The following is a 12,906-nucleotide window of genomic DNA, read 5'->3' on the forward strand; positions in this document are numbered from 1 at the left end:
GAAAGCAAATTTATGGCATTTGAATCACATTAATGCAATCCAACGCGGCACTTCCCGCCAGCGAAGTGCCGCCAGGCCGACAATGAAAAAGGCTGGACCGGCGGCGCCGGTCCAGCCCCTGCAGCGCTGGCCTGCCTTACTTGATGTCTTTCCAGTAGGCCGCGTTCAGGCGCCAGGCGAAGATGGTGAACATGCCCAGGAACAGCAGCACCCACACGCCCAGGCGCTTGCGCTGGTTCTGCGCCGGCTCGGACATCCAGTCGAGGAAGCCGACCAGGTCGGCCACGGCCTGGTCATACTCGACCGTGCTCAGCTTGCCGGGCGTGAGTTGCTCGAAGCCGGCGAACTTGTGCACGGTCTCGCCATGCTCTTCCACTTCCTTGAACTTGGCGGCGCGCTGGCCCTGCAGTTCCCACAGCACGTGCGGCATGCCGACGCTGGGGAACACGAGGTTGTTCCAGCCGGTGGCGCGGTTGTCGTCGCGGTAGAAGGTGCGGAGATAGGTGTAGAGCCAATCGTCGCCGCGGGCGCGGGCGATCACCGACAGGTCCGGCGGGGTCGCGCCGAAGAAGGACTTGGCGTCCTTGGGGTGCATGGCGATGGTCATGGTCTCGCCGACCTTGTCCGCGGAGAACAGCAGGTTTTCGCGGATCTGGTCGTCGGTGAGGCCGATATCCTTGAGGCGGTTGTACCGCATCAGGGAGGCGCCGTGGCAGTTCAGGCAGTAGTTGACGAACAGCTTCGCGCCGCGCTGCAGCGACGACAGGTCGCTGGTCTGCACCGGCGCCGGCTCCAGGGGATAGCCCCCTTCGCTGGCGATGGCGGGAGCGGCGGCAAAGCAGGCGCCCGCGAGTGCGAAGATCGAAAGCAGCTTTTTCATCTTGTGTCCTTGTCCTCTGGTGGGCCTTCGGTCAGTGCGGGGTGAAGGTCACGCGGTCCGGCACCGGCTTGAAGGTGCCGGCGCGGCTCCACAGCGGCATGGTCAGGAAGAAGGCGAAGTACAGCAGGGTGCCGAGCTGCGACACCTTTTCGCCCACCGGCGACGGTGGCTGCACGCCCAGGTAGCCGAGCACCAGGAACACCACCACGAAGACGATCAGGATCGACTTGTGGAAGGCAGGACGGTAGCGGATCGACTTGACCGGCGAGTGGTCCAGCCAGGGCAGGAAGAACAGCACGATGACCGAGCCGCCCATCACCAGCACGCCCCAGAACTTGGCGTCGATGAAGTAGAAGCCGACCGCCAGGATCACGGCGATGGCCAATGCGCCGATCTTGATACGCGCATCCTTGCTGCGCAGGAAGACCAGGCCCAGCAGCAGCGCGAAGAACACCCACAGGATCGGCAGGAAGTTCGAGGTGGTGGCGCGCAGCATCGAGTAGAACGGCGTGAAGTACCAGACCGGGGCAATGTGCGGCGGGGTCTTCAGCGGATCAGCCTGGAAGAAGTTGTTCGATTCCAGGAAGTAGCCGCCGACCTCGGGGAAGAAGAAGATCACCGCCGAGAACACCATCAGGAAGCCGCCCACGCCCAGCAGGTCATGCACCGAGTAGTAGGGGTGGAAGGGGATGCCGTCCAGCGGGATGCCGTTCTCGTCCTTCTTGGCCTTGATCTCGACGCCGTCGGGGTTGTTCGAGCCCACTTCGTGCAGCGCGATGATATGCGCCACCACCAGGCCAAGCAGCACCAGCGGCACGGCGATCACGTGGAAGGAGAAGAAGCGGTTCAGCGTGGCGTCGCTGACCACGTAGTCGCCGCGGATGAACAGTGACAGGTCCTGGCCGATCACCGGGATGGCCGAGAACAGGTTGACGATCACCTGCGCGCCCCAGTAGGACATCTGGCCCCAGGGCAGCAGGTAGCCCATGAAGGCCTCGGCCATCAGGCAAAGGAAGATCAGGCAGCCGAAGATCCACACCAGCTCGCGCGGCTTGCGGTAGGAACCGTACAGCAGGCCGCGGAACATGTGCAGGTAGACCACGACGAAGAAGGCCGAGGCGCCGGTCGAGTGCATGTAGCGCACCAGCCAGCCCCAGGGCACCTCGCGCATGATGAACTCGACGCTGGCGAAGGCGACCGGGATGCCGGCCGCATTCAGCGTGCCGTCCGGCTTGTAGTTCATCACCAGGAAGATGCCGGTGACGATCTGGATCACCAGCACCAGCAGCGCCAGCGAACCGAAGAAGTACCAGAAGTTGAAGTTCTTTGGCGCGTAGTACTTGGAGAGGTGGTCTTCCCACAGCTGGGTGGCGGGGAAACGCGCGTCGATCCAGCCCAGCAGGCCGGTCGTCTTGACTTCTTTCTCGGCTGCCATGATCAGGCCTCTCCTTTCTCGTCCTTGCCGATCACGATCTTGGTGTCGGTCAGGAACTGGTATGGGGGAACGTCAAGGTTCTGCGGGGCCGGCTTGTTCTTGAACACGCGCCCGGCGAGATCGAAGGTCGAGCCGTGGCAGGGGCAGAGGAAGCCGGGATCGCTGCCGAGCTGGGGATTGGCGCCGGCGGGGAACGGGCCGGAAGGCGAGCAGCCCAGGTGGGAACAGATGCCGACCACGACCAGGACGTCCTTGTGGTCGGCGCGTGAACGGGTTTCGTTCTTGCAGTACTCGGGCGTCTTCATGGTGAAGGGCACATCCGAGTTCGGATCGGCCACTTCGACGTCGGTCTTCTTGAGAGACGCCAGCATCTCATCGGTGCGCCGCAGGATCCACACAGGCTTGCCGCGCCACTCCACCGTCATCATCTCGCCAGGCTTGAGGGCACCGATGTCGGCCTCGACCGGGGCGCCGGCCGCTTTGGCCTTCTCCGATGGCGCAAACGTACTGACAAACGGCACCGCCACTGCCACTCCTCCGATGCCGCCAGCCACGGACGTCGCGATCAACCAAGTGCGACGCCCCTTATCCACGCTTTTCACGCTTTGCTGGTCACTCATTCCAAACCCCAGGGGAAGTCAATTTAGATTTTGCGTCAACCGCAAATTGTACCTTAGGCACATTGTTCGACGAAAGGCGCATGACACGCCACCGCCGTACGATAATCGGACGATGCAACAGGGTTCCCTGCTTCACACTTGCGTTCCTGGCGGTGATGCGGCAGGCTTTTGGCATGCGTATAGTACGATACGCGCAACAAATCGGGAGAATGCAATGGGAATGGTTTCGGAATTCAAAACTTTCGCGATGCGCGGCAACGTCATCGACCTCGCGGTCGGTGTGATCATCGGCGCTGCCTTCGGGAAAATCGTGGATTCGGTGGTCAACGACCTGATCATGCCCATCGTGGGCCGCATCATCGGCAAGCTGGACTTCTCCAACCTGTTCGTCACCTTATCGGAGCCACCAGCAGGAACACCGATGACACTGGACGCCTTGAAGAAGGCCGGCGTCCCGGTGTTCGCCTACGGGAATTTCCTGACCATCGTCGTGAATTTCGTCATTCTCGCGTTCATCATTTTCCTGATGGTGCGCGGTTTCAATAAACTGCGCGCCCAGGAGCCGCCTCCCGCACCGGCCCCGACGCCGGAAGAAGTGGTGCTGCTGCGCGAAATCCGCGACAGCCTGAAAGCCAAGTAAGGATTTACCCGTAGGATACGGCCCACAGCCGGTAAAAATATTGCGGCGCCGCATGTTATTGCGGCGCCGCAATATTTAAACACCCGTTCCGACCCGGTTTTCTTGCGCCAGATCAAATGGGATGGATTCTTCGCCCGGCAAGCGACAAACCGGGGCCGCGGGTCGCCGCGCTCAGACCGGATTCGGGATGTCGATGAAGGTGTGGCTGAGGCCGAAGCGGTCGGCCAGGTGCTCACCCAGCGCACGGATGCCGAAGCGCTCGGTGGCATGGTGGCCGGCGGCCAGATAGGCCACGCCGCTCTCGCGCGCCAGGTGCGCGGTCTGCTCGGAGGCCTCGCCGCTCAGGTAAGCGTCGACCCCCGCCGCCACTGCGGCATCGAAATAGCCCTGGGCCCCGCCGGTGCACCAGCCGATGCTGCGGACCATCTGCCCAGGCTCGCCCAGCACCAGCGGCTCGCGCCCCAGCACGCCGCCGACATGGGCAGCGAAGGTCGCGAGCGGCATCGCTTGCGGCAGCGAGCCGGACCAGCACAAGTCGTTGTCGCCGAAACGGCCATGCGGCGTGAGCCCGAGCTGCAGCCCGAGCTGGACGTTGTTGCCCAGTTCCGGATGGCCGTCCAGCGGCAGGTGGTAGGCGAACAGGTTCAGGTCGGCACCGAGCAGGCGTTTGAGACGGGCGTGTTTCTGCCCGATCACGCGGGCATCCTCGTTCTTCCAGAAGTAACCGTGATGGACCAGCAGGGCATCGGCGCCGGCCTCGATGGCAGCCTCCACCAGCGCCAGGCTGGCAGTCACGCCCGTGACGATATGCCGCACTTCGGCACGCCCTTGCACTTGCAGGCCGTTGGGGCAATAGTCCTTGTAGCGAGACGCCTCGAGCAGATCGTTCAAGTACAATTCCAGCTCTCTGGTTTTCATTTTCCGCTCAAATTCCCAATATGTTGCGCCGATTTTGGCTGTTTTTCGCCCAGGCTGTCACGGTCGTGCTGGCGGTCTGGTTCGTCGTGGCCACGTTGAAGCCGGACTGGCTGCAGCGCGGCCGGGTCGCGGTCCAATCCGGCTCTCCGATCGTCGCGCTGAAGGAAGTCGTGCCCAATGTGAGCGGCGGGTCCGCGGAGGGCTCCTATAGCGAGGCCGCGCAGCAGGCGATGCCGGCGGTGGTGAACATCTTCACCAGCAAGAACGGCCGCAAGCGCAGCCAGAACCCGCAGCAGCAGGAAGATCCCTGGTTCCGCTTCTTCTTCGGCGACCGCCTGCCCGAGCGGCAGGAACCCGTGTCGAGCCTCGGCTCCGGCGTGATCGTCAGCTCCGAAGGCTACATTCTAACCAACCACCATGTGGTGGACGGCGCCGACGAGATCGAGGTGGCGCTGACGGATGGGCGCAAGGCCAATGCCAAGGTGGTGGGCTCCGATCCGGAAACCGACCTGGCGGTGCTGAAGGTGGGCCTGAAGGACCTGCCGGCCATCACGCTGGGACGGATCGAAAACGTCAAGGTGGGCGACATCGTGCTGGCCATCGGCAACCCGTTCGGCGTCGGCCAGACGGTGACGATGGGCATCGTCTCGGCGCTGGGCCGCAGCCATCTGGGTATCAATACCTTCGAGAACTTCATCCAGACCGATGCGGCCATCAACCCGGGCAATTCGGGCGGCGCATTGGTCGATGCGCGCGGCAACCTGCTCGGCATCAATACGGCGATCTATTCGCGCTCGGGCGGCTCGCTGGGGATCGGCTTCGCCATCCCGGTATCGACTGCCAAACAGGTGATGGAATCGATCATCTCCACCGGCTCGGTCACGCGCGGCTGGATCGGCGTGGAGCCGCAGGACATGACCCCGGAGATCGCCGAATCCTTCGGCCTGGAAGCCAAGGAAGGCGCCCTGATCGCCGCCGTGGTGCAGGGTGGCCCGGCCGACAAGGCAGGGGTGCGTCCCGGCGATATCCTGGTCACGGTCGATGGCCAGCACATTGCCGACAGCACCGCGCTGCTCAATGCGGTGGCCCAGCTCAAGCCGGGGGCGGCGGCCAAGATGCAGGTCATGCGACGCGGCAAGCAGGCCGAGCTGACCGTGATGATCGGCAAGCGCCCGCCGCCGCCGCGCCGAGCCATGCAGCTCGACGAAGAAGAGGAATAAGCGGTACGCCATACGGTCCGCGCGCAGACCTCCGCGCCGGAAATACAGAAGCCCGCTGCCATGGCGGGCTTCTTTCTTGGGCGTCGGGAGCGCGTCGGCGGGAAAACCGCGCCCCCAGGGAAGCTTTGCCCTGAGGGGGCTGCCGACCGGCATTGGCTCATGCCGATCATGGCGGCCGGCGAAGCGGACATCGACGCAGCCGGAACGCCCCGTGGCGACGCCGGCAGGACCGCAGTTGCCACATCGCCGCCCTGCCCTCTGCCCAAGGCCTTCCATGGGCCATCCACGCTCAGGCATGTTGATGCGTTTGCGCGGCTCCAAAGGAACTCGCCACGCGCCAAAAACCTGCCTCCCCTCCCTGCTTCGACGACCCGAGAGGCAGCGCCCTCGGGCAGGCAGCTATGCGCTGCGGTGGGCTGCATCGGCCCCGCCGCACGCCAGGGCAATTACCAGAGGAAGGGTCAGGCCACATCCGGAATGGGCGCTGCACGATAGCCGTGGCGCCTCCACGCAACGCCGGCGGCAGATGCGGGCCGCAGATGGGGCCGCAGAAATGAGAAAAGCCGGCTTCCTTGCGGAAGCCGGCTTTCGCCTGCAAGTCGATTCGAAGCGGGCTTACACCCGCGTCAAATTAGAACTTGTGACGGACACCAACCACGGCACCGAATTGGTTGCCGCCGGAGATGACGTTCGAAGCCGTGCTGCTGTTGTAACCATCGACGCCCAGCGACGAGCCGCTCTTGTTCTTGGTGTACGAGACCGAGGTGTACAGGTCGGTACGCTTCGACAGAGCGTAGTCGGCGGTCGCGACGAATTGCCACGGATCAGCCGAGGTGTTGCGGAAGTCTTGGTAGTAAGCGGCGCCGGTCAGCGACAGAGCCGGGGTCAGTTGGTAACCCAGACCCAGCCAGTACAGGTTGGCGGTGCTCACGACGCTGCCCGGGGCGGAAGCCACTGCGCCCGGCAGGGTTGCGCCGTTGTAGCCCTTCGCCCAGCGGTAGCCAGCGTAGACCTTGGCCGGACCGAAAGCGTAGGTACCGGCAACGCTTGCGCGGCGGATCGATTGGCCAGCCGAAGCAGCGGTGCTGCCGTTCGATTGGTCATAGGTCGCACCAACCGAGAACGGGCCAGCGCCGTACATGGCGGTGAAGCCGTACTCACGGCCAGCCGAGAACACGCCCGGGATTTCGTTGCCGTTGTTCTGGAAGCTGTACAGAGCGGCGACGGTCAGGCCACCGAAGGTACCAACGTACTTGGCGGCGTTGTCAGCACGCGAAGCGTATTCCGGAGCGATCGAGGTGATCGAGTAGCGGGTCGAGATCGCCATCGGATCGTAGACCAGGCCGAAATCATAGAACAGGGTCTGTTGGCGACCCAGGGTCAGGGTGCCCCACTGGTTCTGCAGGCCGACGTAGGCGTTACGGTTGAACAGACGGCTGGAGTCCGACTGGCCACCGGTGTCAACGTTGAAACCGCTTTCCAGGGTGAAGATGCCCTTCAGGCCGCCGCCCAGGTCTTCCACGCCACGCAGGCCCCAACGCGAACCGGACTGGTTGCCCGAGGTCATGCGCCATGCGTTCGACGATTGGCCGTTCGGACCCGGGGTGCGGTTGGTGTACTCGAGGCCAACGTCAGCCACGCCGTAAAGGGTCACGCTCGACTGGGCATACGCACCGCCGGCGGCCAGAGCGGCGACGGCAGCTGCAAACAGTTTCATCTTCATATCGACACTTTCCTTGTCAACTGATTGGGAAATCTTGGCTTGCCCAAGTGCTTGGGCGACGCACTTACTTAACGTCTGCTGCGTATTATGGGCCAGGCCCCCAGAGGCTCAGAAGGCTTTTTCGCGGTAAACACTGCGAATCAGCCCGATTTGTTGCGAGGGAGCAACAGACAAGTCTCCAATTTTCACCAAAGTGGTGCAAAAAATAGAGGTAAACCGAGGTACCCGTGGCCCTCCCACAGTCGGCTGCCGGCACGGTGGCCAGCGCCTCAGCGAGGGCCGCCGGCGGCTCAATCGGCCGTCGTGCCGCCCACGGCCTCCGGCGATTCCTCCGGCTTCAGGAAGAAGCGCGCCATCAGCAGGCCCAGTTCATACAGGGCGATCAGGGGCACGGCCAGCAGGAGCTGGGAGAGCACGTCGGGCGGCGTCACCACGGCGGCAATGATGAATGCGCCGACGATGACGTAGGGACGCACCTGCTTGAGCTTGTCGAGTTCCACCACGCCGAAGCGCACCAGCACGATCACCACCACCGGCACCTCGAAGGTGATGCCGAAGGCAAGGAACATGGTCATGGCGAAGCTGAGGTACTTGTCGATGTCGGTCGACATGTCCGCCCCGAGCGGCGCGTTGTAGTGCGCCATGAAGTGGAAGACCGTGGGGAAGACCAGGAAGTAGGCAAAGGTGACGCCGCACAGGAACAGCACATAGCTGCTGCTGACCAGCGGCAGGATCAGCCGCTTCTCATGCTGGTACAGGCCCGGCGCGACGAATTTCCAGATCTGGTACAGCACCCAGGGCAGTGCGATCAGGAAGGCGACCAGCAGTGTGACCTTCATCGGCACGAAGAAGGAACCGGTGACGTCGGTGACGATCATCCTGCCCCCCTTGGGCAGGGAAACCATCAGCGGCCGCGCGAAGAGGTTGAAGATTTCGGGCGCCCAGTAGACGAGGCCGAGGAAGATGATCAGCACGCCGGCCACCGCCTTGACCAGCCGCTCGCGCAGTTCGATCAGATGGGAGATGAAGGTTTCCTGCTGGTCGTCCTGCGGATCCGGCTCGGGAGAATGGGAGGAACGCGTATCGCTCATGGCGTGGATCGCTCAGCCGCGCGGGCCGGTAACGAGTAAGACTTGGCGGCGCGGGGCGCCGGGCTGTGGCGTGCCACTCGGGCCGGCCACGTCAATCGAAGAAAGAGCGGCCGGGGCCCGCCGCCGGCCGGTGGCGTTTGACGCGCGCCGCACCCGACTGTGCCCACATGCGCACATTCTGCTGCCGCTTGAACCACAGCGGCCGAGCGCCCTGCTTGACGCGCCAGCTCTTGCGGCCAGTGCGGACCTTGTGCGCCGCGTCCCACGAGGGCACGTAGCCAGTGCCGCCGCCGGGCTCGGCATGGCTTTCGCCGGACAGGGCCTCGTTCAGCGCCTGCGTCTGTTCGCTCACTTCCTTGTGGATGGTCCGCTCGACATCGCGCGCGGCTTCCTCGAACTCGGTGCGCATCTTGCGCAGTTCCTCGAGCTCGACCTCGCGGCTGACCTCGGCCTTCACATCATTGATATAGCGCTGGGCGCGCCCGACCAGCGCGCCGACCGTACGCGCCACCTTCGGCAGCCGCTCAGGGCCGATCACGATCAGCGCCACGGCACCGATCAGCGCGAGCTTGGAAATACCGAGGTCGATCATGCGGGCTTCGGGACAGGAAGAGGGACCGGCGCCGTGGCGCCGGAAGCGGAAAGGATCACGTGCGCCGCCGCGCGAACGTGGGCGGAACGCGCATCACTTCTGCTGCGACGACTTGTCCTTGGCCTCGACATCGATGGTGGTCGAGTCGCGCAGTTCCTTGGGCTGGGCGGACTGGGCCGGCTTATCGGCAGCGTCGCCTTCGCGCATGCCGTCCTTGAAGCCCTTGACCGCGCCACCCAGATCCTGGCCGATGTTGCGCAGCTTCTTGGTGCCGAATACCAGCATCACGATCAGCAGCACGATCAGCCAGTGCCAAATGCTCAACGAACCCATTTTCTATCGCTCCTGATGGCGCCGCGGACAGCCCTCCGGCCGTCCCGCCCCGTTTGTTCCGTCCTCACAAGCCTGCGCCGGGCGACGGTTGCCGGCGCGGCACCCGGCCGCCGTCAAACGGACCGCGGCCTGTACCTCCTTCTCCTGCTCGCTCCCGGCCGGCGCAGCGGCATCTTCCACTGCACGCATGGACCACCCTCGCCTGCGGGTACGGTTGATGGACGGCTTGTCCGTCTTCCGGCCCCGCGCCGATCATGGTACGGCACCGCCGACACTGCGCCAGCCCATGCCAGTCCGGGCACTCTCTACACCATTTTAGCAAGCAAGCCGCCTTCGCCGGGGCCGCAATTGGCCGGCGAGGCGGGATGCCTCCCCGGACCATGCAGGAAGTGTACCGGCGCCTTGAGATGAAGCCACCGGACGTCGGGCATCGCCCCATCCCTGCTGCGCCCTGGCGCCTGGTCCGCCCCGCGCCGGCCGGCTGCGGCCTAGCAGAAGTGACGATTATCCCGCGTGTTCATGAAAATCTCGTGGTTCGGGTGGAGTCGGATCAGGCGGACCGGGGAAGCGAAGCCACGTGGGCAGGCAGGCAGCTCAGAACGAGCCGTCCGGGTACATCGGCTTGCCATCGTTCAGGTAGAGCCAGCCCTTGACGATGCGGTACAACATCCACAGCGACAGCACGCCCCAGACGGCGAAGGCTGCCGGAATCAGCACCACGGTGAAGAACAAGGCCCCACCCAGCACCGCCCAGGCGATCGACCACCAGAAGGAGCGGATCTGCCAGGCGAAATGCGAGGCATAGAGGCTGCCGCGCGCGTCGTCGCGCTTGACGTAGTCGACGATGATGGCGACCAGCGCGGTGATGCCGCCGGTCAGCCAGAAGATGGCGTACAGGGCATACAGGATGTGCAGCAGCTTGCGCAGGCTGTCGAGCTGCGCGCCGGAAGGCAGGACCTGGCCGCTGGATTCGTTGCTCATGTGCGTCCTTCTCCTTGTTGTGCGGGGCAAGTGCCGGCCGGCGCGCGGCTCTCCGCGCGACCAGCGGCGTGGGTCTCGCCGTGGGCCTTATTGCGACCGGCTCGCCTTCTCTTCCAGCCCCGACAGGCCTTCGCGGCGCGCCAGTTCGCGCACCACGTCGTCCGGGGACAGGCCGAAGCGCGCCAGCAGCACCATGGTGTGGAACCACAGGTCGGCCACTTCGTAGACCACCTTGCCCTTTGCCTCGTCCGACAGGCCGGCGGCGCGCGCGTCCTTGGCCGCCATCACGGTCTCGGTCGCTTCCTCGCCGATCTTCTTCAGGATGGCATCATCGCCCTTGTGGAACAGGCGCGCCACGTAGGACTTGTCGGGATCGCCACCCAGTTCGGGCTTGCGCGACTCCAGCGTGGCGGCGATGCGCGCCAGGATATCGGTGCCGCTCGGGGATGCGCTCATGGCTTGGCCGCGTAGATCTGGGTGGGGTCCTTCAGGACCGGCTCGACCGTCTGCCAGTCGCCGTTCTCGGCGTCACCCTCGAACTTCTGGAAGAAGCAGGCGTGCCGTCCGGTGTGGCAGGCAATGCCGTCGATCTGGGTGACCTTGAGCAGGACCACGTCCTCGTCGCAGTCGAGACGGATCTCATGCACCTTCTGCACATGGCCGGACTCCTCGCCCTTGTGCCACAGGCGTTTGCGCGAACGCGACCAGAACACCGCCTCGCCCAGCTCCACGGTGCGCTGCAGCGCCTCGCGGTTCATGAAGGCAAACATCAGCACGTCATTCGAGCCGACTTCCTGCACGATCACCGGCACCAGGCCGTTGTCGTCCCATTTAACCTTGTTGAGCCACTTCTTTGCCATCTTGCTTCGCCGTGATCAGATCCGCACCGGAATGCCCTCGCGGGCCATGAACGCCTTCGCCTCGCCTACGGTGTGCTGGCCGTAGTGGAAGATGCTGGCCGCCAGCACCGCATCGGCATGGCCCAGGCGGATGCCGTCGGCCAGGTCCTGCAGGCTGCCCACGCCCCCCGATGCGATCACCGGCACCGGCACGGCATCGCTGACGGCACGCGTCAGTTCGAGGTCGAAGCCGCTCTTGGTACCATCGCGGTCCATGCTGGTCAACAACAGTTCGCCCGCGCCACGCTCGGCCATTTCGCGTGCCCACTGCACCGCGTCCAGGCCGGTGGCCTTGCGCCCGCCGTGGGTGAAGACCTCCCAACGCGGCGGCTCACCCGGCGCCGAGCTACGCTTGGCGTCGATGGCGACCACGATGCACTGCGAGCCGTACCTGGCCGTGGCGTCCGACACCAGTTGCGGATTGGCGATGGCGGACGAATTGACACTGATCTTGTCCGCGCCAGCATTGAGCAGCCGGCGTACGTCCTCGACGGCGCGCACACCGCCGCCCACAGTCAGCGGGATGAAGACCTGGGAGGCCACGGCCTCGATGATGTGCAGGATCAGGTCGCGGCCGTCGCTGGTCGCGGTAATGTCGAGAAATGTGATTTCATCGGCACCCTGCTCGTCGTAGCGGCGCGCGATTTCGACCGGGTCGCCTGCGTCGCGCAATTCGACGAAGTTGACCCCCTTGACCACCCGCCCGTTGGTCACGTCCAGGCAGGGGATGATACGTTTGGCTAGCATGAGATTCCTTGTCCGGCCCTGCCCCGGCTCGCAGCCGGGGCGGCCGGCACGGCGCGCCGTGCGCGCGTTGCCTATTGCTCCGCGCCCAGCTTGTCGGCGCGGGCCTGCGCGTCGGAGAAGTTCAGGTCACCCGAGTAGATCGCGCGGCCGCAGATCACGCCTTCCACGCCATCGCCCTCGACCGCGCACAGGTGATCGATGTCGGCCAGGTTGGAGAGGCCGCCGCTGGCGATCACCGGGATCGACATCGACTGGGCCAGCTTGACGGTCGCCTCGATGTTGATGCCCTGCAGCATGCCATCGCGACCGATGTCGGTATAGATGATGGCTTCGACGCCATAATCCTCGTACTTGCGGGCCAGGTCCACCACTTCGTGGCCGGTCAGCTTGCTCCAGCCGTCAGTGGCGACCTTGCCGTCCTTGGCATCGAGGCCGACGATGATGTGGCCGCCGAAGGCCGAGCAGGCATCCTTCAGGAAGCCGGGATTCTTCACTGCCGCGGTGCCGATGATGACGTAGGACAACCCGTCGTCGAGCCAGCGCTCGATCGTGTTCAGGTCGCGAATGCCGCCGCCCAGCTGGACGGGGATTTCGCCCCCCACCTCGGCGATGATCGCCTTGATCGCGGCTTCGTTGCGCGGCTTGCCCACGAAGGCGCCATTCAAGTCGACCAGGTGCAGGCGACGAGCGCCCTGCTCCACCCAGTGACGTGCCATGGCGGCGGGATCCTCGGAAAAGACGGTGGCCTGGTCCATGTCGCCTTGTTTGAGGCGTACACACTGACCGTCCTTCAGGTCGATGGCCGGAATGAGCAACATATGTGTGAC

15 protein-coding genes are annotated in these 12,906 nt (G+C 64.6%); 2 read left to right on the forward strand and 13 right to left on the reverse strand.

What is annotated here, in order from left to right:
* Positions 1 to 136: 136 nt before the first annotated feature.
* From BKK80_RS19290 to petA, 3 genes are read right to left on the reverse strand one after another with little or no spacing between them, the layout of a single operon-like run.
* Positions 137 to 880, reverse strand: a complete 744-nt coding sequence (locus tag BKK80_RS19290) for a cytochrome c1 (RefSeq protein ID WP_071009998.1) — start codon at positions 878 to 880, stop codon at positions 137 to 139.
* 31 nt (positions 881 to 911) lie between these two features.
* Positions 912 to 2,315: a cytochrome b gene (locus BKK80_RS19295; protein ID WP_071010000.1), complete on the reverse strand. Its 1,404-nt coding sequence runs from the start codon at positions 2,313 to 2,315 to the stop codon at positions 912 to 914.
* 2 nt (positions 2,316 to 2,317) lie between these two features.
* Positions 2,318 to 2,935 carry a ubiquinol-cytochrome c reductase iron-sulfur subunit gene (gene petA / locus BKK80_RS19300; protein ID WP_071010002.1) on the reverse strand — a complete coding sequence of 206 codons (618 nt, stop codon included), beginning with the start codon at positions 2,933 to 2,935 and terminating at the stop codon, positions 2,318 to 2,320.
* A gap of 214 nt (positions 2,936 to 3,149) precedes the next feature.
* On the opposite strand from petA, the gene mscL reads away from it, so the two are divergent.
* The gene (mscL, locus tag BKK80_RS19305) at positions 3,150 to 3,575 is read left to right on the forward strand and encodes a large conductance mechanosensitive channel protein MscL (RefSeq protein WP_071010004.1); all 426 of its coding nucleotides are present in this window, start codon (positions 3,150 to 3,152) and stop codon (positions 3,573 to 3,575) included.
* A gap of 171 nt (positions 3,576 to 3,746) precedes the next feature.
* Here the strand turns inward: mscL and BKK80_RS19310 are convergent, their stop codons facing one another.
* Entirely contained in the window at positions 3,747 to 4,493 is a 747-nt protein-coding gene (locus tag BKK80_RS19310) for a Nif3-like dinuclear metal center hexameric protein (RefSeq protein ID WP_071070540.1), read from the reverse strand.
* 20 nt (positions 4,494 to 4,513) lie between these two features.
* Between BKK80_RS19310 and BKK80_RS19315 the strand changes: the two genes are divergently transcribed.
* Positions 4,514 to 5,713, forward strand: coding sequence for a Do family serine endopeptidase (locus BKK80_RS19315; RefSeq protein WP_071010008.1), 1,200 nt, complete (start codon positions 4,514 to 4,516; stop codon positions 5,711 to 5,713).
* A gap of 631 nt (positions 5,714 to 6,344) precedes the next feature.
* Here BKK80_RS19315 and BKK80_RS19320 read toward each other — a convergent pair.
* The 9 genes from BKK80_RS19320 to hisA all read right to left on the reverse strand — a co-directional run bounded on the left by BKK80_RS19320 (position 6,345) and on the right by hisA (position 12,897).
* Entirely contained in the window at positions 6,345 to 7,436 is a 1,092-nt protein-coding gene (locus BKK80_RS19320) for a porin (protein WP_071010010.1), read from the reverse strand.
* 290 nt (positions 7,437 to 7,726) lie between these two features.
* The gene (gene tatC, locus BKK80_RS19325; RefSeq protein WP_071010012.1) at positions 7,727 to 8,527 is read right to left on the reverse strand and encodes a twin-arginine translocase subunit TatC; all 801 of its coding nucleotides are present in this window, start codon (positions 8,525 to 8,527) and stop codon (positions 7,727 to 7,729) included.
* A gap of 91 nt (positions 8,528 to 8,618) precedes the next feature.
* Positions 8,619 to 9,119, reverse strand: a complete 501-nt coding sequence (gene tatB, locus BKK80_RS19330; RefSeq protein ID WP_071010014.1) for a Sec-independent protein translocase protein TatB — start codon at positions 9,117 to 9,119, stop codon at positions 8,619 to 8,621.
* Positions 9,120 to 9,212: 93 nt separating this feature from the next.
* On the reverse strand, positions 9,213 to 9,452 hold the full coding sequence (tatA, locus tag BKK80_RS19335) for a Sec-independent protein translocase subunit TatA (RefSeq protein ID WP_071010016.1): 240 nt from the start codon (positions 9,450 to 9,452) through the stop codon (positions 9,213 to 9,215).
* A gap of 594 nt (positions 9,453 to 10,046) precedes the next feature.
* Positions 10,047 to 10,433, reverse strand: a complete 387-nt coding sequence (locus tag BKK80_RS19340; RefSeq protein WP_071010017.1) for a DUF4870 family protein — start codon at positions 10,431 to 10,433, stop codon at positions 10,047 to 10,049.
* Positions 10,434 to 10,520: 87 nt separating this feature from the next.
* On the reverse strand, positions 10,521 to 10,889 hold the full coding sequence (locus tag BKK80_RS19345; protein WP_071037817.1) for a phosphoribosyl-ATP diphosphatase: 369 nt from the start codon (positions 10,887 to 10,889) through the stop codon (positions 10,521 to 10,523).
* The gene (gene hisI / locus BKK80_RS19350; RefSeq protein WP_071010021.1) at positions 10,886 to 11,293 is read right to left on the reverse strand and encodes a phosphoribosyl-AMP cyclohydrolase; all 408 of its coding nucleotides are present in this window, start codon (positions 11,291 to 11,293) and stop codon (positions 10,886 to 10,888) included. The genes BKK80_RS19345 and hisI overlap by 4 nt, the downstream gene beginning before the upstream one ends.
* Positions 11,294 to 11,308: 15 nt before the next feature.
* Positions 11,309 to 12,079, reverse strand: a complete 771-nt coding sequence (hisF, locus tag BKK80_RS19355; RefSeq protein ID WP_071010022.1) for an imidazole glycerol phosphate synthase subunit HisF — start codon at positions 12,077 to 12,079, stop codon at positions 11,309 to 11,311.
* A gap of 71 nt (positions 12,080 to 12,150) precedes the next feature.
* Positions 12,151 to 12,897, reverse strand: a complete 747-nt coding sequence (gene hisA / locus BKK80_RS19360) for a 1-(5-phosphoribosyl)-5-[(5-phosphoribosylamino)methylideneamino]imidazole-4-carboxamide isomerase (RefSeq protein WP_071010024.1) — start codon at positions 12,895 to 12,897, stop codon at positions 12,151 to 12,153.
* Positions 12,898 to 12,906 lie beyond the last annotated feature (9 nt).

It is taken from the genome of Cupriavidus malaysiensis, assembly GCF_001854325.1.
Taxonomy (GTDB): Bacteria; Pseudomonadota; Gammaproteobacteria; order Burkholderiales; family Burkholderiaceae; genus Cupriavidus; species Cupriavidus malaysiensis.